The organism is Micromonospora sp. NPDC048947 (assembly GCF_040649495.1).
Lineage (GTDB): Bacteria > Actinomycetota > Actinomycetes > Mycobacteriales > Micromonosporaceae > Micromonospora > Micromonospora alfalfae.
In genome coordinates, this window is the sequence record NZ_JBEZFO010000020.1 from 21,588 (window position 1) to 47,745 (window position 26,158).

The following is a 26,158-nucleotide window of genomic DNA, read 5'->3' on the forward strand; positions in this document are numbered from 1 at the left end:
CAGGATAGCAAAAAATCGCGATATGTCTTGCTATTGATCAATCGAAGGTGTTGGATCCTTGATGTACCCTTCGAGAGGAGTGCCATCGATGTCAGCACCTCCGAGGCGGATACTCGCCACCACAGTGATCCTGGCACTGACCGCGTCCACCCTGCTGGCCTGCGGCGACGACGCATCCGACAGCAACAGCAAGAAGATCACCGTCTGGAGCCTGGAGGACGTGGCCGACCGGGTCACCGCCACCAAGGCGATCATCGCCGACTTCACCGCCAAGACCGGGATCCAGGTCGATCTCGTGACCGTCAACGAGGACCAGTTCCCCTCCTTGATCGCCGCAAACGCCGCCGCCGGCGACCTGCCCGACGTGGTCGGGTCGGTCTCCCTCGCCGGCATCCGTACGCTCGACAGCAACGAGCTGCTGCACACCTCGGCGAACGCGGAGGTCGTCGACAAGCTGGGCAAGCAGACGTTCTCCCCCCGAGCGCTGGAACTCACCTCCGACGACGGCAAACAGCTCTCCGTGCCCAGCGACGGTTGGGGGCAGCTGCTCGTCTACCGCAAGGACCTGTTCGCCGCGGCCGGCCTGCCCGCCCCCGACACGTACGAGCGGATCACCGCCGCCGCGGCCCGACTGAACACCGGCGGCGTCGCCGGCATCACCGCGGCGACCGCCCCCAGTGACGTGTTCACCCAGCAGACCTTCGAGCACCTGGCGTTGGCCAACGGCTGCCAGCTCACCGACGACTCGGGGAAGGTGACACTGGATTCGCCCCAGTGCGTCGAGGCGTTCCGCTTCTACGGTGACCTGATCCGCACCAGCTCGGTGAAGGGCGCGCAGGACGTGGACACCACCCGGGCCACCTACTTCGCGGGCAAGGCCGCCATGGTGATCTGGTCACCGTTCATCCTCGACGAGCTGGCCGGGCTGCGCAACGACGCCAAGCCGACCTGCCCCCAGTGCCAGGCGGACCCGGCCTTCCTCGCGAAGAACAGCGGGTTCGTCACCGCGATCAAGGGCCCGAACGGCACCGAACCGGCCCAGTACGGCGAGATCAGCTCGTGGGCGGTTCTCGACGGCGCGGTGACCGACCCGGCGAAGTCCTTCGTGGAGTACATGCTCAGTGACGGCTACCCGCGCTGGTTCGGCATGTCCCCCGAGGGCCGTTTCCCGGTGCGCAAGGGCACCCCCGCCGAGCCGGAGGCGTACCTGACCGCCTGGAACACCAGCCAGGCGGGCGTGGACGCGAAGAAGCCCCTCACCGACGTGTACGGCGACGAGGTGCTGGCCACGCTGCGCCGCAGCCCGGACACCTTCGGGCGCTGGGGGCTCAGCCAGGGGCAGGGCAAACTCGTCGGCGCCATGCTCGGCGAGTTGCCGGTGCCCAAGGCCCTGGGCGACCTCGTCTCCGGCAAGTCCGACGCGGCGGCCACCGCCAACCGCGCCACGAAGGACGTGGACGCCATCAAGGCCGGCGTCAATTGACCACCACCGCGCCCGGCCCCGGCCGCTCCCCCACCAGGGAGCGGTCGGCGCCACCCCGGCGCCGACAGTTGACCCTGCGCCGCCGCGAATCCCGGGCCGGGCTCGCGCTGGTAGCACCGACACTGCTCGTCACCATCGCTGTCATCGGCATTCCGATCGTGTGGACGGTGGTGCTCGCCTTCCAGCGGGTCCGGCTGGCCACTCTGCGCAAGACCGGTCTGTTCGGCGAGTTCACGATGGACAACATCGACCGGGTGCTGCACACCCCCGGCTTCGCCGAGACGCTGTGGGTCACGCTGATCTACAGCATCGGCGGCACCGTCGGGTCGATAGTGCTCGGCCTGGTGGCCGCACTGGTCGTCCGCCGGCCGTTTCGTGGTCGCACCCTGGTCCGGGCGTCCATGCTGCTGCCGTACGTGGCGCCGGTGGTCGCCGTGACGTTCGTCTGGCAGGTGATGCTCGACCCACAGCTCGGCATCGTCAACGCGTGGGGTCAACGCCTGCTCGGCTGGGACGCCCCGGTTCCGTTCCTCACCCAGGAGTCGACAGCGTTGGCCACGGTGATCGCCTTCGAGGCGTGGCGGTACTTCCCGTTCGCGTTCCTGTTCCTGCTGGCCCGGCTCCAGGCGGTGCCCGGCGAGTTGGAGGAGGCCGCCCGGGTCGACGGCGCCACCCCCACCCAGCGGTTCCGGCACATCCTGCTGCCGCAACTGCTGCCGGTGATCGCCCTGCTGGGCGTGCTGCGCTTCATCATGACGTTCAACAAGTTCGACGACGTCTACCTGCTCACCGGCGGTGCGGCCGGCACCGAGGTGGTCAGCGTGCGGGTGTACGAGTTCCTCACCGCCCGTACCGACATCGGGGCCGCGGCCGCGCAGGCGGTGGTGCTGGCCGTGGTGCTCATCGTGTTCGTGCTGATCTATCTGCGCTTCTTCGGACGGAGGGTGAGCTGATGGACCGGGACGTGGTCGAGACGGTGAGCCTGCGTTGGCTGCGCCGCCTGGTGATCGCCGTCTTCCTGGTGATCACGGTCTTCCCCTTCTACTACATGCTGGTGCTCTCGGTGCGCCCCATCGAGCGGCTGCTGCTCGACCCCGGGGCGCTGGTGGTCGGCTTCGGTGAGCTGACAGTCGCCACGTACGCCGAGGTGTTGAAGGCCACCGACGACGGCGGCCAGGGTTTCCTCACCTTCATCCGCAACAGCGGTCTGGTCGCCGTCGCGGCGACAGTGCTCACTCTCCTGGTCGCGATCCCCGGCGCGTACGCGGTGGCCCGGCTGCGGTTCTTCGGCCGGCGACAGGTGGACTTCCTGTTCCTGGCGGTCTACCTGTTCCCGTCGATCGTCATCGCGATCCCGTTGTTCGTGGTCTTCACCCGGGCCGGGCTGCGCGGCTCGCTGTTCGGTCTGGTGCTCGTCTACATCTCGCAGACGTTGCCGGTGTCGGTCTACATGCTGAAGAACTACTTCGAGACCATTCCGGTCAGCCTGGAGGAGTCCGCCGCCATCGACGGCGCCGGCCGGCTCGGCATCATCCGCCGGGTCAGCCTGCCCCTGGCGATGCCGTCGATCATGGCGGTCGCGCTCTACGACTTCATGATCGCCTGGAACGAGTTCCTCTTCGCCCTGCTGTTCCTGGTCGACAAACCGAACAGGTGGACGGTGTCACTCGGGTTGTCACTGCTCGCCGACGGGGTGGAGGTCCCCAAGACCGTGCTGATGGCCGGGTCGGTGGTGCTCACGCTGCCCATCGTGATCCTCTTCTTCGCGAGCGAACGGCTGCTCACCGAGGGGCTGACCAGCGGCGCGGAGAAGGGATGATCGTCTCGTCCGGGTCGCCCGCCCGGCCGCCACCGGCCCGGATACGGTGGCCTCATGGCCAACCCGACCCGCTGGGCGACCGACACCGGTCCCGAGCACTCACAGTGGTATATCGACCGGTTCCGGAAGCTCGCGGCCGAGGGCGCTGACCTGGCCGGCGAGGCCCGACTGGTGGACGCCCTTGTCGCGCCCGGCTCCCGCATTCTCGACGCCGGCAGTGGCACCGGCCGCGTCGGCGCCGCGCTGGCCGAGCGGGGTCACACGGTGGTCGGGGTGGACGCCGACCCCGCGCTGGTGGATGCCGCCCGCGCCGACTATCCCGGCCCGACGTGGCTGGTCGCCGACCTCGCCGAACTGGATCTACCGGCGCTGGGTGAGGCCGAGCCGTTCGACGCGGCGGTGCTGGCCGGCAACGTGCTCGCCTTCGTCGCCGTCGGCACCGAACCGGAGGTGCTGCGCCGGGTCGCGATGCACCTGCGGCCCGACGGGGTGCTCACCGTGGGCTTCGGCACCGAGCGTGGTTACCCGCTGACCGCGTTCGACGCCGACGCGGTGGCCGCCGGCCTGCGGGTGGAGCAGCGCTTCGCCACCTGGGACCTGCGCCCGTGGCGTGACGACGCGCCGTTCGCGGTCACCGTCCTGCGCCGCCCGGCCGACTGAGCACCGTCTGCCGCGCGCTGCTCCGCCACGCCGCAGGGCCGGGTCGCCCTCAGTCCCCAGCGGCGACGGCGCGGGCGGCGGCCGGGTCGAGGGTGGCGCCGGCAGGCACCAGGCTGACCAGCCCGGCCGGTAGCCGCACCGGCCGCACGTCGCGGTAGCCGAGCATCGGGAGCACCTCGCGGTTGGCCAGCACGTACCGTCGGCCCAGGTCGGTGACCACGGAGACCGCGCCGCCGGTCGCGCCGGGCGCCGCGGCGGCCTCGACCACAGCGCCGCGGCCTGGCTCCACCACCACATGGTCGGCCAGCACCGCGCCGCCGGTCGTCGCGGTGCGAGGCACGGCCGTCAGGTCCCGCAGCGGTACGCCCCAGCGCACCTCACCAACCCCGCCATCGTCGCCGATGCGGGTGCAGAGCGCCCCGCCGTCGCCGGCCGCGAGCCGGGGCGGGGCCGGTGGTGGGGCGTTCGGACCGGTTGGGGCGAGATCAGGCACCGTGGGCAGCGCCGCGAACCGACCCAACGTCATCGGCACCGGCTCGACCTGCCCGGTGCGGGCCAGCAACAACCCCGCCTGCAACTCGGTGATGCCGGCCAGGCCGGCGTCGAGCGCCACCGCGTACTGCCGGCCGCCACCGGAGTTGCTCACCAGGTAGACCGTGCCGATCGCCGCACCCGGCACCCGGCTGGCGGGCCGACCCAGCGCGGGCAGATCGAGCGGGGCGAGGTCGGTGCCGGCGGGCAGCGAGTTGAGCAGTGCCGGCGCCACCCGGACCGCCTGGGCGCGGGTGGTGGCGAGCGCTGCCAGCACCCGGCTGGGATCACGGACGAGGTAGCGGCGCTGGTGCCAGACCAGGTGCAGCCCACCGTCGGGGTGACGCAGGAGCAGCGCGTCGTCGCCCAACTGCCGACCGCCGTCGGGCTCGGTGCCGATCAGCAACGCCGAGCGGGGCGCCTCGCCGCCCGCACCGGCCGGGACCGTTGAGCAGACCGTCCACGCCGTGGCGGCCAGCCGGCCCGGGGCGGGCAGCGAGTCGGGTGCGTCGGCGATGCCCAACGGCAGCCCGCGCGGCACTCCGTCGATCGTGCGTCGGGACACCAGGACCGTCTTCGAGCGGTCCGCACCGACGATGAGCAGCGCCGAGGCGTAGTTGAGCACCGGGTGCAGCTTCTGCTCGCGGTAGACGAACCGGGCGCCGGACTCCTTCTCCACGATCACCGCGCCCGGGTCGCGCCACCCCTTGCCGCCGCCGGCGAACAGGCCGTAGAGGGCGAAACCACCGAGCCCGATCGCCGCGACCAGGACGCTGGCCAGGCCGGCGCCGGCCAGCCGCCGAAACGGCGACTGCGCGGGGTCGGTCTCCCGCATGACCAGGGCGGCGACCGCCCGCTGGACGCTGAACTGGTAGGAGTGCAGCTGGTCCTGCCGCGACGGCATGAGTCTCCTCCGGTGGATCGGCCGGGCACAGGATATGCGCTGCGTCGATGTCCCGTGGACCCTGCGTGGCCGCCCGTCGCGGGGCAACCGGTACCATCCGTGGACGAATCCGGCGGCGAGAGGGCATCCGTGGGCGCGCGTTTCGAAGAGCTGGCCTGGCGGGAGACCCCGATCGGCGCGATCAGCCTGCGCCGACGCCGGGACCCGGCACTCCAGGTCGAGGTCTACGAGGTCAAGCTCGACGACGAGTACCTGATGTCCAGCCTCTTCCCGGTCGCGGAGATCGAGCTGGCCCGGCTCGGTCTCGCCGAGGTGGCCGGTGAATCGCTCGACGTGGTGGTGGGCGGTCTCGGGCTGGGTTACACCGCCTGCGCGGCGCTGGGCGACCCCCGGGTGCGCTCACTGTTCGTTGTGGAGGCGATCGTGGACGTGATCGACTGGCACCAACGAGGGCTGTTGCCGTTCGCGGCGGGGCTCGCCGAGGACCCGCGGACCCGCTTCGTGCAGGCCGACTTCTTCTCGGCGGTGGCCGGTGACATTGGCTTCGACACAGAGGTGCCCGGCCGGCGGTTCGACGCGGTGCTGCTCGACGTCGACCACTCCCCGCGCAACGTCCTGCACCCGAGCCACGCGGCGTTCTACCCGCCGGCCGGGTTGCGTCGCCTGGCCGCCCTGCTGCGCCCCGAGGGCGTCTTCGCGCTCTGGTCGGACGACCCGCCGGACGCCGAGTTCACCGCCGCGCTCACCGAGGTGTTCGTGAGCGTACGCGCGCATGTCGTGCCGTTCGCCAATCCGCTGACCGGCGGGGAGTCGGCAAACACCGTCTACGTGGCGCGTACCGGCTCCTGATCGACTTCGGTGTGCCGCGCGCGCATGGTGTCGGCCGGACGGGGAACGAGAAGCCGGGGCCGGCCGCACCAGGCGCGGCCGGTTACGGGAGGTCGACATGCGTGCACTGCTCTGGGTTGTCGGCGTGGTCGCCGGCGTGCTGATCCTGCTCGGGTTGGTTCTCGAGGCCGTCCGCTGGCTGATCATCATCGGTGTGATCGCGCTGGTGATCGTGATCGTCTGGGGCTTCGCCAAGGGGCGGCAGGCAATGAGTCACCAGTCCCGCCGACGGTGACCGGCGGCGGGGCCGGTCAGAACCAGTCCGGGCGCATGTCGAGCGTGGTTCGGTCCATGTTCGCCAGCAGGTCGAACTGCGGGCCGGTGCGGGGCAACTCGACTGCGAAGAAGTAGCGGGCGGCCTGCCGCTTGCCGGCGTGGAACGCGTCGCCGGCGCCCTCCGCCGGCAGCGCCAGCACCTGCTCCAACCACATCCACGCGATCACCACGTGCCCGACGGCCTCCAGGTAGGCGCTGGCGTTGGCCAGTGCGAGCACCGGGTCACCGTCGGCCCACAGTCGGCGGGTGACAGCGGTGACCCGGTCCACCGCGGCGGCCAGCCGGTCCGCCAGCTCGGACGCCTCTCCCCCGACCTTCCGGGCCCGCTCGACCGTGTCACCGATCGTCGTGGTCAACAGGGCGAGACCAGCGCCGCCCTGCATGATCATTTTGCGTCCCAGCAGGTCCAGTGCCTGGATGCCGTGGGTGCCCTCGTGGATCGGGTTGAGCCGGTTGTCCCGGTAGTGCTGCTCCACATCGTGGTCGCGGGTGTAGCCGGCACCGCCGAGCACCTGGATCGCCAGGTCGTTGGCGGCGAGGCACCACTGCGACGGCCAACTCTTGGTGATGGGGGTGAGCACGCCCAGCAGCAGGTGCGCGCGCTCGCGGTCGGCCTCGGCCGGTGCGGTCTTCTGCTCGTCGAGCAATCGCGCGCAGTAGAGCACCAGCGCCAGCGCCCCCTCCACGTAGCTCTTCTGGGCCAGCAGCATCCGTCGGACGTCAGGGTGGTCGATGATCGGCACCTGCGCGGCGGCCGGGTCCTTCGCGCCGACCGGCCGGCCCTGCGGCCTCTCCTTCGCGTACGCCAGGCTCTTGAGGTAGCCGGTGTAGCCCAGCGCGGTGGCGCCCGCCCCGACCCCGATCCGGGCCTCGTTCATCATGTGGAACATCTGCGCCAGACCCTGATGCGGCGCACCGACCAGGTGACCGACGGCTCCGGCGCGGCCGGCCGGGGTATGCGCGCCGTCGCCGAAGCTGAGCAGGGTGTTTGTGGTGCCCCGGAATCCCATCTTGTGGTTGAGCCCGGCCAATGCCACGTCGTTGCGCTCGCCGAGCGACCCGTCCGGGCCGACCAGCACCTTCGGCACGATGAACAGCGAGATGCCCTTGACGCCGGGCGGCGCGCCCGGGATGCGCGCCAGCACCAGGTGGACGATGTTCTCGGCCAGCTCGTGGTCGCCGCCGGAGATCCACATTTTGGTGCCGAAGAGCCGGTACGTGCCGTCCGCCTGCGGCTCGGCGCGGGTGGTGATGTCGGCCAGCGAACTGCCGGCGTGCGGCTCGGACAGGCACATGGTGCCGAAGAACCGGCCGTCCAGCATGGGCCGGACGTAGGTGTCCACCTGCTCGGGGCTGCCGTGGGCCAGCAGCAGGTTGGCGTTGCCCAGGGTCAGGAACGGGTACGCCGAGGTGGCCACGTTTGCGGCCTGGAACCAGGTGAAGCACGCCGCAGCGACGGCGTGCGGTAGTTGCAGGCCACCGACAGCGGCGTCCAGCCCGGCAGTGAGCAGGCCCGTCTCGGCGAAGCTGTCCAAGGCCGCACGGACCTGCGGGATCAGCCGCACCCGCTGCCCGTCGAAGGTGGGCTCGGCCAGGTCGGCGGCGCGGTTGTGCGGGGCGAACTGCTCGGTGGCCACCCGCTCGGCGAGATCGAGGGCGTCGTCGAAGGTCTCCCGGGAGTGCTCGGCGTAGCGGGGCCGCTCGACGAGCTCGGACACCCGCAGCCACTCGTGCAGCAGGAAGTCGAGGTCACGGCGGGAGAGCAGGGTGGACGGCACGGCACTCCTCAGCGGGCACGGGGGCGGGTCGGGCCGGGGCGACGGCCCACTGTCGCCCCGCCCATCCTGGCGGATCCACAGGGCGCGCACCACCGGCCCGGGCCGGCTTCGACGAGCGGAACTTGTCACACCGACCGCCTAGCGTCGTTGCCCGTGAGCGCACCTGGAGACGTCCCGCCCGAGATCCTCGACCGGCTGCGGCCGATCTGTCTCGGGCTGCCGGAAACCTACGAGGAGCCCGCCTGGGTAGGCACCCGCTGGCGGATCCGCAAGCGGACCATCGCTCACGTGCTCACCGTCGACCCCGATCGCCAGCCGGTGCACGCACGGGCTGCCGCAGTCGACCAGCCCGCCTGCCTGCTGACCTTCCGGTCGCCACTCGACGAGATCGCCGGGCTCCTCGCCACCGGGCACCCCTTCTACAAACCGGACTGGAGCCCGAACGTGATGGGCATGGTCCTGGACGGGAACACCGACTGGGAGGAGGTGGGTGAGTTGCTCACCGAGAGCTACGTCGTCATGGCCCCGAAGCAGCTCGCCGCGCGGATCGGCCCCCCGGCACCGCCGACCGGCTGAGCGCCGTTGGCACCCTCTCGCCGGATCAGCGGCGGCGGTGTCCTGCGACCGGCGGTTTCGGCCGGCGCGCTCCGGGGATACCGCGCCGGATGGCAGTAGCCGTCGGTCACCGGCCGAAACCGAGGCGCCGCCGGGCGGGTGAGGAGCAGGTCCATGTCGTCGCTGCCCACCGAGGAGGATCACCGGTTGACGCCGGTGTTCCAGGAAGACCGGGTGTGCACGGGCGTGACCACGGTGCGCGGGCGGGTGTTCCTGAGCTACCCGTCGGCGGATCGGCCCGGCGTGCAGGTGGTGGAGGCGCTGCCGGACGGCCGTCGTGTCCCCTACCCCGACGCCGAGTGGAACAGTGCCAACCAATCGCCGAGTGGGGCGTTCGTGCACGTCAACGGGTTGCGCGTCGGCCCGGATGGCCGGTTGTGGATCGTCGACTCGGGTTCGCCGCAGATCGGCGGCGCGCAGGTGCCGGGCGGTGCTCGGCTGATTGCTGTCGACCCGGATGACGACAACGTGGAGCGGGTCTACCACCTCGATGAGGCGGTGCACCCGGGCAGCTACGTCGACGACGTCCGATTCAACGGCCGGATGGCGTACTGCAGCGACGCCGGGGCGGCCGGCCTCATCGTGCTCGACCTCGACTCGGGTCGGTCGAGACGGGTGCTGGACGGGCATCCGAGCACGGCGGGCGGCCCGGTGGTCGCCGACGGTCGCGTGCTGCGCGACCCGGGCGGCGCCGAGGTACGCCTGCACGTGGACCAGTTGGAGGTGTCGCCGGACGGTCGCTGGCTCTACTACCAGCCGGCCTCGGGCGGAATGTCCCGGATCGTCACCCGCTGGTTGGACGACCCGTCGGTGTCCGCCGACGAGCTGGCCCGGACTGTCGAACGCTGGTGTGACACACCCAGCACCGGTGGCACCGCCATCGACGCCAACGGCACCATCTACCTCAGCGATCTGGAACGGCGGCGCGTCCTCGTCCTCGCACCCGACCGCAGCGTACGGACGCTCGTCGCCGACCCCCGGCTGGCCTGGGTGGACGCGATGTGGCTCGACGCCGACGCGCGGCTCTGGATGCCGGCGGCCCAGCTGCACCTGACCGCCGGGCTCAACGGCGGGGTCTCGGCCGTCGACTACCCGGTGCAGATCTACCGGATACCGGTCGAGGCCGGGCCACCCGCCCGGGACCACCCCTGAGTGCCCGGTCCGGCAGCCGCCGGTTCGCACCGGGAAACCCCGGCCTGAGTAGAAACTCGACAGACACGATCACCGGGTACCAGGCGTACCCACCGGAGATCGCGCTGCCGGCGGTGGCCGCCGGTCGCTTCGTAGCTCCCATCCGCTGCCGAGGCAGATCGCGGCCCACCTCGATGCCTCCGGGTGAGCCCGCGCGGTCGCCGTCGTGCAGGTGTCACGCATCGCGTCGCGCAACACATCGACATTCTCGATATCCTGGCCGGCATGCACCGAAGCCGTGTGTACGCGCTGCTGATCGACGCTCCCGAGGCGGAGGCCGCCCAGGCTGCGGAGTTCTGGTCGGCGGCGCTCGGTGTCGGCACCCGGCCCGTTCCGGCCGAGCCGCAGTTCGTCGGCCTGCACGAGGCGCTGCCGGGGCTGGTCACCGCGGTCCAGGCGGTCGACGACGCGCCGCGCTTCCACCTCGACATCGAGACCGACGATGTGCCGGCCGAGACCGGGCGGTTGATGGCTCTGGGTGCCACCGAGGTGTCGCGGTGGCTGGAGTGCCGGATCCTGCGGGCGCCCGGTGGCCACCTGCTCTGTGTGCTTCCGGTGGCGAGTCCGCCGGAGGTGTTCGCGGCCGAGGCCCGCACCTGGTCGTGACCCGCCGACCTGTCGCAGGTCGGGATTACGCTCCCGGCCATGGCTGATTTCGTGTTGGTGGCAGGGGCGTGGCTGGGATCCTCGGCATGGGACGAGGTGGTGGCACCACTTCGGGCGGCCGGCCACGGCACCCACGCGTTGACCCTCTCCGGCCTCGCCGAGAAGCAGGGCGTGCCCGCCGGGCAGCAGACCCATGTGCGGGACATCGTCGACGAGATCGAGCGCGGCGACCTGCACGACGTGGTGCTGGTCGGGCACAGCTACTCGGGCATTCCGGTGGGTCAGGCCGCCGAGCGGATCGGCGACCGGTTGAGCCGGGTGGTCTTCGTGGACGCGGAGGTGCCTGTCGACGGTGGGTCGTTCGCCTCCGCCTGGTGGCAGGGCCAGGCGGCCTTCGAGGCGCAGATCGCCTCCAACAACGGCTACTGGGCTCCGCTCGGCGCGGCCGACGCGGACGGTCAGGGTCTCACCGACGAGCAGGTCGCCCGGCTGATCGAGGGCTGCACGCCGCATCCGGGAGCCACCCTGACCGAGCCGGCCGTGCTGGCCCGGCCGTTGGGTGAGCTGCCGGCGACGTACGTCAAGTGCCTGCTCGACGGGCCTGAGCCCAACGACACTGTGGCGAAACTGCTGACCAGCGACCAGTGGCGACTGGTCACCATGGCCACTGGTCACTGGCCGATGTTCTCCCAGCCCACCGAGCTGGCCCGGATTCTGTTGGCGCAGGTCGGCTGACCTTCGCTGGCCTGCGCCCGTGGCCCAGGCCAGGGCGAGCCGAGCCGCTGACGACGGCACCATCGAGCGCCGCCGCAGCCCTCAGGCCGGATCCAGGGTCTGGATGTGGCGCACCGGCGACGCGAGCAACCACAGCACGGCGAGCACGCCACCCAGGCCGGCGATGGCCAGGGTGGGCCGCAGCCCGATGGTGGTGCCCAACGCCCCGCCGACCAGCGCGCCGAGTGGTCGGATGCCGTAGTTGACGGCGCTGTAGGCACCGGCCCGCCGTCCCAACGCGTCGTCGGGGGTCACGGCGATGAGGAGGGCGTTGAGGTTCACGTCCATCAGCATCACCCCGACGCTGGAGACCAGCTCGATGGCCGCCAGCATGGCCACCTTCGTCCAGGTGGGTCCGGAAACCAGCGCGGTCAGCGCCAGCGGCGCGGGAAAGAGCATCGCGCCGATCATTGCGGTACGGCCCAGACCGATGGCGCGTGAGACCCTCGGTGCGAGCGCCGCGCCGGCAAATCCGCCGATCGCTCCGAAACCGAGGGCGATGCCGATCGCGCCCGCCGACAGGTGGAGTTCGCGGCTGGCGTAGAGCACCAGCAGCGCGCCGGCGATGAAGGTGAAGAAGTTGACGGTGCTGGTGCAGCCGAGGGCGGCCCGTAGCACCGGGTGTCGCAGTACCAGCACGAGCCCTTCGCGGACCATGCCGAGGGTGGACGTCCGACGCGGTGCCGGCGGTGGCTCGGTCACCGGGATGCGGCTGAGCAGCAGCGCGGAGCCGAGGAAGCTGACCGCGTCGGTGACGATCGCGACCGGCGCGCTGAGCGCCTGGACCAGCCCACCGCCGACGGCCGGACCGGCGATGAAGGAGAGCGACCGGCTCATGCTCATCTTGCTGTTCGCGTCCACGTACGCCGATCTCGGCACCAGGCCGACGAAGAACGCCTGGCGTGCCATGGCGAAGAGCACCGCTCCGAAGCCGGTGAGCAGTGCCACCAGGTAGAGCTGGGTGAGGGTGATCGCGTCGAACAGATAGGCCACCGGCAGGCTGAGCAGCACCGCGGCGCGGAGCAGATCCGCGATGATCAGCAGTCGTCGCTTGTGGGTGCGCTGGTCCACCCAGGCGCCCAGGAACAGGCCCAGCAGGTTGGGCAGCCAGATCAGCGCGGTGAGAACGCTGACCTGCACGGGTGTGGCGGTGAGCAGGGTGACGGCGATCAGCGGTAGGGCCAGTTCGCTGATCCGATCGCCGAAGTTGGAGATCGTCTCGCTGATCCAGAAGGTGCGGAACCGCCGGTCACGGTGCAGGGCCGGCGGGGGCGCGGTGTCGGCGGGGGCGTCGGTGGCGGTCATGACGCGGCCGGGCCGTCGGCGGGCTCGGCCGGGGCTTCGTCTCCCGGCTCGGGCAGCAGGTAGCGCAGCATCCGGACGATCCGCGCGTCGGGCGGGGCCGACTCGTCCTTGCGCCGTACGTACGGGGCGATCAGCTCTTCAATGGACTCCTCCAGTTGCCGCAGCTCGTCGGCGGTGGCCACGAACCGGGTGTCGGCCATGCCGGCCAGCGCGCGCCACTCGGGGTCCAGTCGGGGCTCCTCATGCAGCAGCCACTGCTGGGGTGCGTCGGCGTTGCGGGCGAACATCTCGCCGCGGAGCTGCTGGCCGGCGGACTGCCCCTCGGTGCCCTCCGGCACCGTGAAGCGGAAGCCGCGGGCTGCCGCCTGCCACCAGCGTTCCCGCTTGCTGGTGGCACCGTCCCAGTCGAGGACCAGGCCGAACGTCGCGAGGTGCCGCAGGTGCCAGCTGACCACCGACGGTGTGGCGCCGACGTGCGGCGAGAGCCCGGTGGCCGTGGCCGGGCCGTGCCGCTGGAGGTGCTCCAGGATCGCCAGCCGGACCGGGTGGGCCAACGCCCGCAGCGCCTGCGGCTCGCTGATCTCGAAATCCCCGTACGGATTCTTGAGAGACATGTTTCGAGAGTATTCTCTCAGGTGGGATCGGGGCAACCCCGAGCCGCGTTGATCAGGCGATGCCCAACCGCGCCAACGGCTCGACCAGTTCCCGCTCCTCGTAGCTGAGGTGCGACAGGAGGGCGTCGGTCAGCAGGTCCACCGCGGCCCGCAGCTCGGCGAGGCCGTCCGGAGACCCGACGTACGCGACCAGGGCCCGGTCGACACCCTCCAGCACGTCGTGGATGACGTGGTGCTCCTGCTCCAGCCGGTCGACCACCGGACCGAGTCGGGGGTCACGTGCCCGCAACCTGGGGAAGAACGACTGGTCCTCGATCGTGTGGTGGGTGGTGACGATGCGGCAGTACGACTCGCAGTAGACCCCGAGGGTCCACCGGTTCTGCCTCATGGTCATCGTGTTGATGTGGGACCGGGCCGCGCCGGCGTCGATCTCGCCGGCCGCCACCTGCTCGATCAGGTCGTGAATCTGGGCCAGCTCGGCACGCAGGCCGTCGTGGATCTGCACGAGGTGGGCGCCGGTGGCCTGCTCCTGCGGGGTGTAGGTGCGCTGCGGGTCGGGCGCGGGCCCGGTCGGCCGGGTCGACTCGTCCCACACCTGCTGCTCGCTTCGCCGTACACCGTCGTCAGGGGTGGGCACCACGGCGAACGCGCCACCGGACGCGGTGGCGCGGCTCGCCCGGACCGGCGGCGCAGCGACCGGCTCCGGCTCCGGTTCCGGCGTACGCTGCGGAGTCGCGCCCCGGTCACGTTCTGCCGCGACCAGCTCGCGGACGGCGGGGGCCACCTCGCCGGCGAAGCGGCGCAGGTCGTCGGGGTCGTCGCTGCCCAGGATGAAGGTGCCGACGCCCTCCTCCAGTGCCAGCTCCGCCAGTTCCTCGGCCCACTGCTCGGCGGGCCCGTTCAGCGGACTGCGCCCGACGCGCGAGAACTCTCCGGCGATGTTGAGCAGCCGACGCACGTCCCGCGGGGACCGGCCGGCCTGCTGCGCCGCGTCGTCGATGATCGCGTTGCCCCTGGTCAGGTCGCCGGGCTGGAGGTAGCCCAGCGTGGGCAGCCAACCGTCGGCCCGACGACCGGTGAGCTGGAGCATCCGGGGCTTGTACGCGCCCAGCCAGATCGGCACCGCGTGGGCGGGAGCGGGACCACGCTTGGCGCCCACCACCCGGTGGAACTCACCGTCGACCCGCACTCCGCCGCGCGTCTCGACGTCCCAGAGCTGACGGACGACCTCGATGGCCTCCTCCAGCGCTCGTACGCCCTGGCCGGGAGTCAGCCGCCGACCACCCATCGCCTCGATGGCATCCCAGAAGGCCCCCGCCCCGAGGCCGAGGCCGACCCGGCCACCGCTGAGCAGGTCCAGGCTGGCCACACTGCGGGCGAGCACCGCCGGCGGGCGCAGTGGCAGGTTCGTCACGTTCGCCGACAGGTGCACCCGGCTGGTACGGGCCGCCACGAAGCTCAGCAGCGTCCAGGTGTCGAGGAACGCCGGCTGGTACGGGTGATCCTGGAAGGTGACCAGGTCCAACCCGACCTGCTCGGCCAGGACGGCGACACCGACCGTACGGTCCGGATTGTCAGCGCTGGGCGTGACGAAGGAGCCGAAGACCAGGTCGTGGCCGTAGTCGCTCATCTGCGAGCCTCCCGATTTTCCGACGCCTCGGACGATGCGTCGCGGCCTTAACCTTATGTCACACAGAATATCTTCTGCCAACAAGGTCTGCGCCGCTGCGGTATTGTCGGGGGATGACGGGTGCCTCTCACCGGCCGGACCGGCCCGATCCGCTCGACGACGACCTGGGCTGGATGCTGGGCATCGTCTTCCGCGGCTACGTCCGGGCGGCCGAGCACACGCTCGCCGACTTCCCCGGTGGCCCGCGCGGCTACCAACTGCTCACCGCGGCCAGCAACGGGCCGGCCCGAAACCAGGGCGCGATCGCCGAGGAGATCGGCATCGACCGCACCGTCCTCACGTACCTGATCGACGACCTGGAGCGGCCCGGGTTCGTCGCCCGGCGCGCGGACCCGGCTGACCGGCGCAACCGACTGATCGAGGTCACCGACGCCGGCCGTGCCGCCTGGGAGCAGCGGCGGTTGGCGCTGCGGCAGGTCGAGGCGCACCTGCTGGGGGCGCTCACCTCGACCGAGTCGGCGACGCTGCGGTCACTGCTTCAGAAGGTCGCCTGCTCGGCCCAGGCGGTGGACCCGTTGCGCGACCTCTGCGAGGTGGTGACACAGGTACAGGCGGATTCGGCGACGGCACCGGCCGCCGCGCGCCGGACCGGTGCCGCGACGGCGCGCAGCGGACGAACCGCCACCCCCCGAGCCCGCCGCGGCACGCCCGACTGACCTGCGGATACTGCGGGCCCGCCCGCCACGGCCCGATGTCGTGGGGTCGAGCGGTGCCGGACAGGCCCGCGATGTCGCTACCGCGCCGGGTCAGCGCACGTGCACGAACACCGGGTTCGAGTAGAACCACAGGTCTTCCCACGGGCTCTCCAGCCCGTCGGCGAGCGGCTCGGCCTCGTCGGTGCTGGTGCCGCGCACCCGCGCGTAGGTGTCCGCCTCGACATTGCGCAGTGTGTGCCGGATGACGTAGCTGTCGCCCTGCCGACGCCAGTCCCGCGGGCCGAACCGCGCCGCCACCTTCGTGGTGGGGTTGGTGTCGGCGTCCAGGCTGGCGCTCGGGCCGGTGATCTGACCGACGATCAGGTCGACCCGGCGGACCTCGGGCCGGTCGCCGTTCGCGTTCACCCCACCCAGCGGGCGGAACGTGATCTCGATGTCGACATCGGTACGGTTCCGACGGCTCACCGTGATCGTCTCGCCCACCTCGGCGGTCCTGCCCTGCGACGTGGCTGTGACGTCGAGGCTGCGGATCAGGTCACCGGTGGTGACCCAGATCCGGCCGTTGCGCAGGCCATCCATGATGTCGCCATAGTCCTGGCGGGCGTGCACGTAGGTCTTGCTGTACTCGCCGGGCCAGAAGTCGGAGCCGCCGCGGGTCCAGTGCACGTGCGAGTCCGAGGTCGCGGTGATCCACCAGCGTCGGCCCTCGCCGAGCAGTGAGTCCCACAGGCCGCCGACCCGGGCGGTCATCTGGTCGAAGCCGCCGTAGGTGGGATGGTTGCCGTAGCCGCCCCGCTTGCCACCGTTGAGCGGGCCGGCCTGGTGACCGGGCGCGCCCTCGAAGCCGATGTAGACGTCCGGCGCGGCGTTGTTGCCGTTGCGGAACTCGCGCGGGGTGTCCTGACCGTAGACGCCGAGACCGGGCGCCGAGCGGGACGCGTGGTGGGCGATCACCAACGGCTTGTGCGGCATGCCCCGGGCGACCTTGAGGAACTCCACCATCTTGGCCTCGGTGTCGCGGGCCGGGTCGGTGGGGAACGCGTCGTACTTGGCGAACCGGCTCTCCAGCTCGAAGAGCTGCTTCGCCTCGTCCTCGTGGCGCGGGATCATCAGCGTGTGGTGGTCCAGCGAGGGCGCGTCGAACTCCATGCCCCAGAACTGGAGCACCTCGGGGACCAGTTTGCGGGACCGCAGCAGGTCGGGGTACGCCTGCTCGATGTTCACCTTCGAGTGGGTCGGTCCACCGTGGTCGGTGCACATCGCCCAGGTCAGGCCGAAGTTCTTGGCCATGATGGCGTTGGTGACGATCGGGTAGACCGCATCCGCGCCCTTGTGGAAGACGATCGGGGACTTCGTGGTGTCGAACTCACCGCTGTACTCGGAGTGGATGTGGTGGTCGCCCGCACGCCACGCCCGGTTCCTGGAGTTACCCCGGTCGGTCTTGTCGTCGTCACCCGGCCGGCGGTCCTCGCCGGCCCACGCCGCACCGGCGCCGACCAGTGGGCTGGCCGCGGCCAGCGTCGCGCCGACGCCCGCGTACTTGACCAGCTTGCGCCGGGACAGCTGCGCGTGCTCGGTCTCTTCGGGATGCTTGTCTCTCACGTGAGAGCCTCTCCTCGATCAAGCGAATGCTCTTTCGATCAAGGAGCTTCGGAGAGGGTGGTGAACACCCGCCGTACGCAGCGGGTGCGCGCGATGAACAGCCTGCCCCGACCTGTCGGAGTGCCGGGCCGGGACGGCGGCGGGTCACACCGCGACCGCGCGGAGTGCCGATCAGGACTGAGGCCGCACCGCCACCCGGTCAGATCCGGGCGCGCGGCAGCCAGCCCAGGAATCGGAGCCGGACCCGGGGCAACGGCATCGTGGGCAGGTCCTGGGCGGCGGCGACGAGGCAGGAGCCGAGATAGACCGCGAGGGAGGCGCGCGCTCCACCGAACTCGGCGAGCAGTTGGCTCTGCTTGGTGGCGCAGGGCCACTCGCGGCCGCATCCGGTGCAGGTCCAGCTCGGCGGGTTGGGGAGGTGCTCCGGCAGCTTGGCGCGGCGGTACCGACCGACGACGCTGTTGTCCGAGCGCACGTCGCGTCGCCGTGCCGCGGGCCCTTCGTTGCGGTGGGCCACCGGGCGGGCACCGGGCAGGTAGCGCCCGACGGTGCCGAAGAGCACCCCGACGCGGATCAGGGCGTCCGGTCCGACGTGCTGGGTCAGCAACGCGGTCATCAGGTAGTGCCCCAGCAGGTCGAAGGCGTCACGGTGCAGACCCAGGTCGCGGCAGAGGTCGACGAACTGCGGCGTGGTCAGTGGCACCCGATCGTCGAGGGCGCGGCGCAGCACCTCACGGAGCCCACGTCCGAGCCTCTCCAGCGCGTCCCCCTCGCCCAGACCCAGGCTGTCCTCGTCCGCCACCCGGGCCAGCGCCTCGGCGACGGCCAGCCGAACGACGCGGTCAGGATCGGTACTGTCCAACGCTTCCCCCTCCGTGGATCGGCTCCCGGCAGTGACCCGGTCATCCTCCGACGAATCATGAACAAGATTTCGCTGTCGGACGCGAGGGCGGCTAGGACAGCAGACGTAGAACCATTCGGCGCGCTAGCCAGAAAACGAAGTCGACCTGCCGACACATCACAGTGATTCGGAGGACGCCACGTCGGTGATTGTCGTATGGTGACATTCCCATCTACGGATATTGCACCTCAGCGTCAGTGAATGGTCAGACCAGATCCGACACCCTCAACCGGTCGCTGCCGTCCCGCTCGCGACGTTCCATCCCACCGCACCGCCGGCCAACGATGTGCCGGGTCACCGCCGAGCACCCCGGCACGTCCCGAACCTGCCGTCGGCACCCGTTCCAGGACCCGGCGGCACCTCCACCGGACGGAGACAGCGGATGACGTCATCGCCAGTGCAGACCCACCAGTTCGACAGCCGCGACCCGGCGGCCATCCAGGAATTCCTGTCCGCCACGTACGACCCGAAACTGCGCATCCAGAGCAGGAACGGATACCGGCTCACCCACCACCGCGCCGACACCGGCCCCTTTGCCATCGCGACCACCCGCCAGACCGGGCACCTCGAGATCGATGCCAGCACCCTCGGCGGGCTGGTCATCGGTCACACCCGCACCGCACACGTCGATCGCTCCTGCGCCGGATCGGCCCACCGGTTCGGCCCCGGCGAGGTCTTCCTCGTCACCAGGCCGGAGGAGCCATGCACCGTCCACTGGCATCCCGGTGAGGTGGAGCTCTGCGTACTGGACCTGTCGGTGCTGGCGCAGGTGGCCACCACCGCACCGGCCCGCCGGCCCGGCCGGATCGAGTTCACCGAGCTGGGTGCCGCCAGCGCAGCCCTCGCCCGGCAGTGGCGCAACACCACCAGCTTCGTCCGCGACGTCGTGTTGAACAGCCCGGCCGCCGGGGCACAGTCGCTGGTGATCGGCAACGCCGCCCGGATGCTGGCCGCGGCGGCGCTCGCGGTCTTCCCCAACACCGCGTTCACCGAACCGACCGCCGCGGACCGGAACGACGCCACCACCGCCACGCTGCGACGGGCGATCACGTTTCTGGAGGAGCACGCCGAACGGGACATCAGCGCGGCCGACATCGCCGGCGCGGCCGGCGTCTCCCTCCGGGCGGTGCAACTCGCCTTCCGCCGTCACCTCGGCACCACCCCGATGGCCTACCTGCGTCGGGTTCGACTCGTCCGGGCACACCACGACCTGCTGCACGCCGACCCACGCCAGGAGACGGTCTCGGCGATCGCCAGCCGGTGGGGATTCGCCAGCCACAGCAGGTTCACCGCGCGATACCACGCCAGCTTCGGTGTGCCGCCGCGCGAGACGCTGAACACCTGAGACCCCCGACCAGGACGCCAACCAACCAGGCGCCCGGTGTTCAACTGAGGACGCGGGCGAGACGCCGAACGGCCTCGTCCATGAGTTCGGGCGCGGCTGCCGCGTAGGTGAGGCGAAGGTGCGGGGCCGGGGGTTCGGCCGCGTACCAGGGCCGACCCGGGAAGACGGCGACGCCCTCGGCCGCCGCGGCAGCGGCCAGCGCCGCGTCGTCGGTGCCGGCGGCGAGGGGCACCCAGAGGTGCATGCCGCCACGTGGGACCGACTGCGGGGCAAGGCCTGGCAGGTGCCGGCGTAGCGCGGTCAGCAACGCGTCCCGGCGTGTCCGCAGAGCGGCGCGCAGTGCCCGGCGATGCCGCGACCACGCCGGAGAGGTGAGGAAGTCGATCGCCGCCTGTTGCAGTGGACCGGCGACGAAGAAGTCGTCGAGCAGCCGGGCGGCGCGCAGTCGCGCTCCGGCCGGGCCCCGGGCTCCGATGGCGGCGACGCGCAGCCCGGGGGCTGTCGACTTGGTCAGCGAGCGCAGGTAGATGACGTGGCCGTCGGGATCGTCGCTGGCCAGTGGTGGCGGGACCGGATCGTCGATGGTGAGGTCACGGGCGTAGTCGTCCTCGATCAGGAACGCACCCGCGTCGCGTACCGCCTCGGCGACCTGCGCCCGGCGGTGCTGCGCCAGTGTCGCGCCGTGCGGGTTGGCGTAGAGAGGCTGGCAGTAGAAGAGCCGGGCGCCGGTGCGAGCGAACGCGGCGGCGAGCTGGTCGGGCCGTACCCCGTCGGCGTCGGCCGGCACGGGCACCACCCGCAGCCCGGCCGCGCGGGCCGCTGCCAACGCACCCAGGTAGGTCGGCGACTCGACGAGCAGGGCGTCGCCGGGCGCGGTGAGCGCCCGCAACGCGGACGACAGAGCGGCCTGCCCGCCGGGGCAGATCAGCATGTCCTCGGCGTGCAGCCCCGCACCGGCCTCGCGGGCGAACCAGGCGCGCAGGTCCGTGCGACCCTCGACCGGCCCGCGCTGCCAGCTCGCCGGCTGGCGGGCGGCCCGGGTGAGGGCGGCGCCGAGCGCGGCGGCGGGCTGGAGGTCAGCGTGGAGGTAGCCACCGGACAGCGGGATCGTTCCGGCGGGCGTCAGCGCCAACAGCGCCTGCATCTCGTCCTGACCGAACCGGCGGGGCCCGAGCGCGACGGTCTGCCAGGACAGGTCGGGCACCCCCGGCTCGTCCGGTGATGTGGCCACAAAGGTGCCTCGGCCGGGCCGTGCCTCGATCAGCCCTTCGGCCGCCAACTGACGGATCGCCTCGGCGACGGTGACCGGCGACGCCTGATGTCGGGCGGTCAACTCGCGTACCGAGGGCAGCCGGGCACCGGGACCGGCGGCGACCGCGAGACCCCGCAGATCTTGGATAACGCGTTGGGCTGCGTTACCGTTTTCCATGAGGGACAAGAGTAGCGCTACTGCCCGAAACACGGTAACAGCGGATCGGGTCCTCGGGCTCGGCCTCGGCGCCCTGGGTGTGCTCGGCTTCAGCCTGTCGCTTCCGGCCACCCGCATCGTCGTGCAGCAACTCGACCCGTGGTTCGTCGCCTTCGGCCGGGCTGTCGGCGCGGGGCTGCTGGCTTTGGCGTACCTGCGTCTCACCGGCGCACCGCGGCCCACCCGCGGTCAGTGGCAACGGCTGCCGATCGTCGCCCTCGGCGTCATCGTCGGCTTTCCGTTGTTCACCTCGATGGCGCTACTCACCCAGACCTCCGCGCACAGCGCTGTCGTCATCGCCGCGCTGCCCGCGATGACGGCCGTGTTCGCGGTGCTGCGGGCCGGCGAACGCCCACCGCCGCTGTTTTGGATCGTGAGCGCGGGCGGACTGCTGGCGGTCCTCGCGTTCCTCGGCGTCAGCGGCGCGGTACGCGGAGCCCTCACAGTGCCCGACCTGTTCCTGCTCGCGGCGGTGGTGCTCTGCGGCCTCGGCTACGCCGAGGGCGGCGCGCTCGCCCGCGAGTTGGGCGGCGCTCGGACGATCTGCTGGGCGTTGCTGCTCTCGCTGCCCATCACCGTTCCCGTCACGGCGTTCGCCGCCGCCACCAGCCCGATGCGGGCCGACGCTCTCGCCTGGTCGGCGTTCGGCTACCTCACCGGGGTCTCGATGTTCCTGGGCTTCTTTGCCTGGTACGCGGGCCTGGCCCGGGGCGGTATAGCGCAGGTGGGCCAGGTCCAACTCGCCCAGCCGGTGCTGACCCTGCTGTGGTCGGCGCTGCTGCTCGGCGAGGTGGTCTCCCCCGCCTCGATCGCGGCGGCGCTGGTGGTGCTGGCATGTGTCGTGGCGACCCAACGCATCCGCCAGAGCCCGAGGACGGTCGTGGCGCGACGCGAGGCCGGCGCGGGATCGCCCTAGCCCCGGTCGCGCTCGCGGCTGTCGCGGGCGGTCTGCAACTCGGGCACCGAGGCCTCCAGCAGATCGGCGAGGCCACGCAGTTGTTCGGCGACCCGGGCCCCGAGCGGGGTCAGCGAGTATTCGACGCGCGGTGGGATCGCTGTGAGCACCTCCCGGGTGAGCATCCCGTCGCGTTCGAGGGTCTGCAGGGTCTGGGAGAGCATCCGCTCGCTGACCCCGTCGATGCGGCGACGCAGCGCGTTGAACCGGTAGCTGCCCTCGCCGAGCGCCAACAGGGCCAGCGAGGCCCACTTCGAGGTGACGTCCTCGAAGGCCGCCCGGGAGGTGCAACCCCTGGCGAAGACATCGCTGACGAAATCCTGGGTAGGCCCCGCCGGGTCCTGGGCCGGCATGTCGCTCACCTCACCAGCCTATCCCATGCCTCCCATCGGTTAGTGCTGTAGATTCGTAAGTGCTTACTGATCTGTCCCCACCCTCCGGAGGTTCCCATGCCCACCTATGCCGTCACCGGCGCCACCGGCCGGTTGGGCCGCCTGGTGATCGAGCAACTGCTCGACAGCGGCGTACCCGCCGCCGAGATCGCCGCCATCGTCCGCAGCCCGGAGAAGGCCGCCGACCTGGCCGCGCGCGGGGTCGAGATCCGCAAGGCCAACTACGACGACCCGTCGACGCTGCCCGGCGCCGTGGCCGGCGTACGCCGCCTGCTGCTCATCTCCGGCGACGCTCCCGGCCAGCGCGTCGCGCAGCACACCGCAGTCATCGACGCCGCCAAGCTCGCCGGGGTGGAGCGTCTCGTCTACACCAGCATCCTGAAGGCCGACACCACAGCGAACCCGCTCGCCCCGGAGCACAAGGCCACCGAGGAGGTCCTTGCCGCGTCCGGTCTGACCTACACGGTGCTGCGCAACGGTTGGTACACCGAGAACTACACCGACCAACTCCCGCAGTACCTGGGGTCCGGCACGATTCTCGGTGCCACCGGCGGCAGCAAGATCTCCACCGCGACCCGGGCCGACTACGCGGGGGCGGCCGTGGCCGCGCTGACCCGCGACGAGGACGGCAACGCCGTCCACGAACTGGGCGGCACCGCTTTCACCTTCGACGAGCTGGCCGAGGCCGTCACAGAGGTGACCGGCACCAGAGTCGTCCACCAGGACATGTCCGCCGCCGAGCTGGCCTCGGCCCTGGAGAACGTCGGCCTGGACGCGGGCACCGCCGGTTTCGTCGCCGCGCTCGACCACTCGATCGCCAACGGCGAGCTGGCAACCGACAGCGACGACCTCAGCCGTCTGCTCGGCCGGCCCAGCACCCCGCTGCGCGACGCCATCCGGGCCGCGCGGGCCTGAACCGGATCCCTCACCGAGACGGGCGACGGGGCCTCCGTTCGCCGTCGCCCGTCACCCGGTGAAACCGCAGACGTATCCTCGACGGCATGGTGAGGCACGTCGATGAGCAGCTCCCCCGGCCCGTCGAGCCGCCATGTCGACACGCCGTGCGGTCCGACCTGGACACTCCGGCCGCGACCCGGTGAGCGGCGACGACTTCGTCGTCCGGGCCGCCGTAGCGCAGGACGACCCCGAACTGGTCTTCGACGTGCTGTGGCAACTCGCTCCCGACGACGCGCGGCCGGACCCCGCCCGGCTCGCCGCCGCCTGGCGTGACCTGCACGCCCAAGCCGGCCGCCGGCTCCTGCTGGCCGTCGCCGGGGACACCTTCGTGGGCACCCTCGACACCCTGGTCGCCCCCAACCTCACCCACGGCGCGCGACCGTACATGGTGGTGGAGAACGTGGTGGTCGCGCCCGACTGGCGCCGCCGTGGGGTTGCCCGGGCCCTCATGCTGGCGGCGCTCGACGAGGCGACGGCAGCCGGCTGCTACAAGGTCCAACTGGTGTCGAACGCCGCGCGTACCGATGCCCACCGGTTCTACGCGTCCGTCGGGTTAACGCAGTCCGCGCTCGGCTACCGCAGGTACCTCACCACCGCGACGTGACACCGGGCGCTCCCGCGTCCCGGCCGGCTACTCCGCCTCGTCCTGTTCTTCGGTGAGCTCGGCCAGGACGTCGGCCGCGTCCCGGTTCCCACCGTCGGCGAGCCGGCGAAGCTCGCCGACGTCCGCCCGCTCCGCGGCCAACTCGACGAGTTGGTCAGCGGCGTCCTTGTCGCCCCGGTCGGTGAGACGCCGCAGCTCGTTCATGTCGCCGAGTTCGGTGGCGAGTTCGACAAGTTGAGCCGCCGCGTCGGCGCTGCCGTCCTCGGCCAGCTGACGTAACTCCGTGAGGTCACCCCGCTCCCCCGCGAGCTCGACAAGCTGGTCGACAGCGTCCCGGTCACCGTCCTTGGCCCGTTGGCGCAGGTCGGCAAGATCAGGGTCGGACATCGCGCACCTCTTCGCAGTTGGCGCGGGCCGGCCTGGTCCCGCTCACCATCGAGAACCTAGACCAGGGGATGTCGTGGTGGCGAAGGAACAACGGACACGGCCTGTGCGCCGATCCGCTCAGCCCACCTCGGTCGACTCCGTGATCAGCAGGCCGCTGAGCAGACTGCGCAGGGTCCGCTCGACGAGGTCCGCGCGGGGGGCCGGTCCGGAGGGCTGAATGAACGCCGCGACCAGGTGCGGGTGTGCCGCGAGATCCAGCCCGGCGAAGCTGAACGCCCCAGCGGCGGATTCACGGCGGGCGAAGAGGCTCACCACGCCTGTCATCATCGCGATGGCCTCGAACTTGGCGGCGACCGGGCAGCGCACGGGTTCCAGCACCCGGATGCAGTTGTCGAACCAGGCCAGGCCCTCCGGGCCGATGCCGGAGGGCCGGTGGATCACGTCGAGCAACCACGGGTGGGTGCCGAACAGCGCCAACTGCCGTCGTCCCAGCAGCACCATCGTCTCCAACCAGTCGCCCTCCACCTGCGGGTACGGGCGCAGCTCCCCCACCGCCCGGTCGGTCATCAGGTCCAGCAGGTCGTCACGGGACGTCAGGTAGCGGTAGAGGGACCCGGCGCCGGTGCCGAGCGCGGCGGCCACGGCGCGCATCGACACCGCCGCCAGTCCTTCGGCGTCGGCCAGGGCGATGGCGGCCGCGACGATGGCCTCCCGACTGTGCGCTGGCGCGGGGCCGCGGCTGCCGCGTTCGGGTCTGCTCCAGATCGGTTGCCGGCCCGGGTCGGCGTGACCGGTACTCGCGGGTGCGTCACTCACTGATCTACTGTAAACTGCGAACGGCGTTTGCAGTTGTTGTCGGCGTGGGAAGGGTGGACCGGACATGGAGCAGGTCAAAGCACGGGACGGCGCGACGATCGTGCTGCACTCGACGGGAGCGGGGCCGGGGATCGTCGTGGTGCACGGTGGCGGCGTGACGATCGACGTCTACCGGCGGCTGGCCAGGGCGCTCGCCGACCGGTTCACGGTGCACCTCTACAACCGACGGGGACGGGCCGACGCACCACCGAGGTCGATGCCCTACACCGTCGATCAGGAGGTCGACGACCTCGCCGCGGTGCTGGAGCGCACCGGGTCCGGCAACGTCATCGGCCACAGCGGCGGCGGTTTCCTGGCGCTCGAAGCCGCGCCCCGACTGCCGATCGAACGGCTCGCCCTCTACGACGCCGCGGTCTCGATCGACGGCAGCTTCCCGTCGGCGTGGCTCGCGCCCGCCCGGGCGGCACTACAAGCCGGCGACACCGCCCGAAGCCTCGCCATCACGACTGCGGGAATCAACTCGCAGATGGCGGCGGCGAGACTCCCACTCGCCGTCCGGGTGGCGATCATCCGCGCGTTCCTGCGTACGCCGATCGGCCGGACGATGGGCGAACTGCTGCCGACGACGTTGGACGAGGCGGCGCTGATCCTGGCGCACGACGGCCCGGCCACCCGGTGGGCCGAAGTGAGCGCCGAGGTGCTGCTGGCCTGCGGAGCCGACGGCCCGCCCTACTACGTGCAACAGAACACGGCACTGGCCCGTGCGTTACCGCGCGCCCGGACACTGATGATCCCGCGCAGTGGCCACGACGCCATCAACCGGGCGCACCCGAGGATCGTCGAACCGCTCGCCGACTTCTTCGCGGCGCCCGTGACGACGCGGCGGACGCCGCACTCCTGAACGGTCGCGCGATCGCACACCGTCATTGATCTTGGCTAGG

The 26,158-nt window shown here is 71.3% G+C and carries 27 protein-coding genes and 1 pseudogene; 17 read left to right on the forward strand and 11 right to left on the reverse strand.

Annotated features, from left to right (window positions below):
- Positions 1-88 precede the first annotated feature (88 nt).
- The 4 genes from AB0B98_RS25700 to AB0B98_RS25715 are packed head-to-tail and all read left to right on the forward strand — an operon-like array spanning position 89 to position 3,962.
- Entirely contained in the window at positions 89-1,483 is a 1,395-nt protein-coding gene (locus AB0B98_RS25700; protein ID WP_357365893.1) for an extracellular solute-binding protein, read from the forward strand.
- On the forward strand, positions 1,480-2,436 hold the full coding sequence (locus AB0B98_RS25705) for a sugar ABC transporter permease (protein ID WP_238668390.1): 957 nt from the start codon (positions 1,480-1,482) through the stop codon (positions 2,434-2,436). The genes AB0B98_RS25700 and AB0B98_RS25705 overlap by 4 nt, the downstream gene beginning before the upstream one ends.
- Positions 2,436-3,302 (forward strand): carbohydrate ABC transporter permease, encoded by an 867-nt coding sequence (locus AB0B98_RS25710; protein ID WP_091406739.1) that lies wholly within the window; start codon positions 2,436-2,438, stop codon positions 3,300-3,302. Before AB0B98_RS25705 ends, AB0B98_RS25710 begins: the two co-directional genes overlap by 1 nt.
- A gap of 54 nt (positions 3,303-3,356) precedes the next feature.
- Positions 3,357-3,962 carry a class I SAM-dependent methyltransferase gene (locus AB0B98_RS25715; RefSeq protein ID WP_238668391.1) on the forward strand — a complete coding sequence of 202 codons (606 nt, stop codon included), beginning with the start codon at positions 3,357-3,359 and terminating at the stop codon, positions 3,960-3,962.
- Between the two features lie 49 nt (positions 3,963-4,011).
- Here the strand turns inward: AB0B98_RS25715 and eccB are convergent, their stop codons facing one another.
- The gene (gene eccB, locus AB0B98_RS25720) at positions 4,012-5,397 is read right to left on the reverse strand and encodes a type VII secretion protein EccB (protein ID WP_357365896.1); all 1,386 of its coding nucleotides are present in this window, start codon (positions 5,395-5,397) and stop codon (positions 4,012-4,014) included.
- Positions 5,398-5,526: 129 nt separating this feature from the next.
- On the opposite strand from eccB, the gene AB0B98_RS25725 reads away from it, so the two are divergent.
- Both AB0B98_RS25725 and AB0B98_RS25730 read left to right on the forward strand, forming a co-directional pair.
- Complete coding sequence (locus tag AB0B98_RS25725; protein ID WP_357365898.1) at positions 5,527-6,246, forward strand: spermidine synthase; 720 nt, start codon at positions 5,527-5,529, stop codon at positions 6,244-6,246.
- 97 nt (positions 6,247-6,343) lie between these two features.
- Positions 6,344-6,520, forward strand: coding sequence for a hypothetical protein (locus AB0B98_RS25730; protein ID WP_357365900.1), 177 nt, complete (start codon positions 6,344-6,346; stop codon positions 6,518-6,520).
- A 16-nt stretch (positions 6,521-6,536) separates the two neighbouring features.
- Here AB0B98_RS25730 and AB0B98_RS25735 read toward each other — a convergent pair whose 3' ends face one another.
- Positions 6,537-8,339, reverse strand: a complete 1,803-nt coding sequence (locus AB0B98_RS25735) for an acyl-CoA dehydrogenase (RefSeq protein ID WP_357365902.1) — start codon at positions 8,337-8,339, stop codon at positions 6,537-6,539.
- A 153-nt stretch (positions 8,340-8,492) separates the two neighbouring features.
- On the opposite strand from AB0B98_RS25735, the gene AB0B98_RS25740 reads away from it, so the two are divergent.
- The 5 genes and pseudogenes from AB0B98_RS25740 to AB0B98_RS25760 all read left to right on the forward strand — a co-directional run bounded on the left by AB0B98_RS25740 (position 8,493) and on the right by AB0B98_RS25760 (position 11,486).
- Positions 8,493-8,915 (forward strand): MmcQ/YjbR family DNA-binding protein, encoded by a 423-nt coding sequence (locus AB0B98_RS25740; RefSeq protein WP_357365904.1) that lies wholly within the window; start codon positions 8,493-8,495, stop codon positions 8,913-8,915.
- A 153-nt stretch (positions 8,916-9,068) separates the two neighbouring features.
- A complete protein-coding gene (locus tag AB0B98_RS25745; RefSeq protein ID WP_357365906.1) occupies positions 9,069-10,106 on the forward strand; it encodes an L-dopachrome tautomerase-related protein in 1,038 nt (345 codons plus the stop codon).
- A 44-nt stretch (positions 10,107-10,150) separates the two neighbouring features.
- Positions 10,151-10,252 (forward strand): annotated as a pseudogene (locus tag AB0B98_RS25750) (DUF4291 domain-containing protein); the annotation flags it as partial.
- Between the two features lie 118 nt (positions 10,253-10,370).
- On the forward strand, positions 10,371-10,751 hold the full coding sequence (locus tag AB0B98_RS25755) for a VOC family protein (protein ID WP_238668400.1): 381 nt from the start codon (positions 10,371-10,373) through the stop codon (positions 10,749-10,751).
- A 39-nt stretch (positions 10,752-10,790) separates the two neighbouring features.
- The gene (locus AB0B98_RS25760) at positions 10,791-11,486 is read left to right on the forward strand and encodes an alpha/beta hydrolase (protein ID WP_357365909.1); all 696 of its coding nucleotides are present in this window, start codon (positions 10,791-10,793) and stop codon (positions 11,484-11,486) included.
- Between the two features lie 81 nt (positions 11,487-11,567).
- Here the strand turns inward: AB0B98_RS25760 and AB0B98_RS25765 are convergent, their stop codons facing one another.
- From AB0B98_RS25765 to AB0B98_RS25775, 3 genes are read right to left on the reverse strand one after another with little or no spacing between them, the layout of a single operon-like run.
- On the reverse strand, positions 11,568-12,830 hold the full coding sequence (locus AB0B98_RS25765) for an MFS transporter (RefSeq protein ID WP_357365911.1): 1,263 nt from the start codon (positions 12,828-12,830) through the stop codon (positions 11,568-11,570).
- Positions 12,827-13,444: a helix-turn-helix domain-containing protein gene (locus tag AB0B98_RS25770; protein ID WP_238668403.1), complete on the reverse strand. Its 618-nt coding sequence runs from the start codon at positions 13,442-13,444 to the stop codon at positions 12,827-12,829. Before AB0B98_RS25770 ends, AB0B98_RS25765 begins: the two co-directional genes overlap by 4 nt.
- A 52-nt stretch (positions 13,445-13,496) precedes the next feature.
- Positions 13,497-15,074, reverse strand: a complete 1,578-nt coding sequence (locus AB0B98_RS25775) for an LLM class flavin-dependent oxidoreductase (protein ID WP_357365913.1) — start codon at positions 15,072-15,074, stop codon at positions 13,497-13,499.
- Positions 15,075-15,187: 113 nt separating this feature from the next.
- Here AB0B98_RS25775 and AB0B98_RS25780 point away from each other — a divergent pair, with 113 nt between their 5' ends.
- A complete protein-coding gene (locus AB0B98_RS25780; protein ID WP_357365915.1) occupies positions 15,188-15,790 on the forward strand; it encodes a MarR family winged helix-turn-helix transcriptional regulator in 603 nt (200 codons plus the stop codon).
- A gap of 90 nt (positions 15,791-15,880) precedes the next feature.
- Here AB0B98_RS25780 and AB0B98_RS25785 read toward each other — a convergent pair whose 3' ends face one another.
- Both AB0B98_RS25785 and AB0B98_RS25790 read right to left on the reverse strand, forming a co-directional pair.
- Positions 15,881-17,392 (reverse strand): phosphoesterase, encoded by a 1,512-nt coding sequence (locus AB0B98_RS25785; RefSeq protein ID WP_357365917.1) that lies wholly within the window; start codon positions 17,390-17,392, stop codon positions 15,881-15,883.
- A gap of 199 nt (positions 17,393-17,591) precedes the next feature.
- A complete protein-coding gene (locus AB0B98_RS25790) occupies positions 17,592-18,254 on the reverse strand; it encodes a hypothetical protein (protein ID WP_357365919.1) in 663 nt (220 codons plus the stop codon).
- 421 nt (positions 18,255-18,675) lie between these two features.
- On the opposite strand from AB0B98_RS25790, the gene AB0B98_RS25795 reads away from it, so the two are divergent.
- Positions 18,676-19,638, forward strand: coding sequence for a helix-turn-helix transcriptional regulator (locus tag AB0B98_RS25795; RefSeq protein ID WP_238668408.1), 963 nt, complete (start codon positions 18,676-18,678; stop codon positions 19,636-19,638).
- A gap of 40 nt (positions 19,639-19,678) precedes the next feature.
- Here AB0B98_RS25795 and AB0B98_RS25800 read toward each other — a convergent pair whose 3' ends face one another.
- The gene (locus tag AB0B98_RS25800) at positions 19,679-21,067 is read right to left on the reverse strand and encodes a PLP-dependent aminotransferase family protein (RefSeq protein WP_357365921.1); all 1,389 of its coding nucleotides are present in this window, start codon (positions 21,065-21,067) and stop codon (positions 19,679-19,681) included.
- Between AB0B98_RS25800 and AB0B98_RS25805 the strand changes: the two genes are divergently transcribed.
- Complete coding sequence (locus tag AB0B98_RS25805) at positions 21,066-22,022, forward strand: DMT family transporter (RefSeq protein WP_357365922.1); 957 nt, start codon at positions 21,066-21,068, stop codon at positions 22,020-22,022. The two genes, AB0B98_RS25800 and AB0B98_RS25805, sit on opposite strands and share 2 nt — an antisense overlap.
- Here the strand turns inward: AB0B98_RS25805 and AB0B98_RS25810 are convergent.
- Positions 22,019-22,414: a helix-turn-helix domain-containing protein gene (locus AB0B98_RS25810; protein WP_357276779.1), complete on the reverse strand. Its 396-nt coding sequence runs from the start codon at positions 22,412-22,414 to the stop codon at positions 22,019-22,021. The genes AB0B98_RS25805 and AB0B98_RS25810 overlap by 4 nt on opposite strands.
- A 96-nt stretch (positions 22,415-22,510) precedes the next feature.
- Here AB0B98_RS25810 and AB0B98_RS25815 point away from each other — a divergent pair, with 96 nt between their 5' ends.
- Positions 22,511-23,368: an SDR family oxidoreductase gene (locus AB0B98_RS25815; RefSeq protein WP_357365924.1), complete on the forward strand. Its 858-nt coding sequence runs from the start codon at positions 22,511-22,513 to the stop codon at positions 23,366-23,368.
- Positions 23,369-23,501: 133 nt separating this feature from the next.
- Positions 23,502-24,014, forward strand: a complete 513-nt coding sequence (locus tag AB0B98_RS25820) for a GNAT family N-acetyltransferase (protein ID WP_357365926.1) — start codon at positions 23,502-23,504, stop codon at positions 24,012-24,014.
- Between the two features lie 27 nt (positions 24,015-24,041).
- Here AB0B98_RS25820 and AB0B98_RS25825 read toward each other — a convergent pair whose 3' ends face one another.
- Together AB0B98_RS25825 and AB0B98_RS25830 are read right to left on the reverse strand one after the other, a co-directional pair.
- Positions 24,042-24,401, reverse strand: a complete 360-nt coding sequence (locus tag AB0B98_RS25825) for a hypothetical protein (RefSeq protein ID WP_238668413.1) — start codon at positions 24,399-24,401, stop codon at positions 24,042-24,044.
- A 117-nt stretch (positions 24,402-24,518) separates the two neighbouring features.
- Positions 24,519-25,217 carry a helix-turn-helix domain-containing protein gene (locus AB0B98_RS25830; RefSeq protein WP_357365928.1) on the reverse strand — a complete coding sequence of 233 codons (699 nt, stop codon included), beginning with the start codon at positions 25,215-25,217 and terminating at the stop codon, positions 24,519-24,521.
- Positions 25,218-25,281: 64 nt separating this feature from the next.
- On the opposite strand from AB0B98_RS25830, the gene AB0B98_RS25835 reads away from it, so the two are divergent.
- Positions 25,282-26,118 (forward strand): alpha/beta fold hydrolase, encoded by an 837-nt coding sequence (locus tag AB0B98_RS25835; protein ID WP_357365930.1) that lies wholly within the window; start codon positions 25,282-25,284, stop codon positions 26,116-26,118.
- Positions 26,119-26,158: the final 40 nt, after the last annotated feature.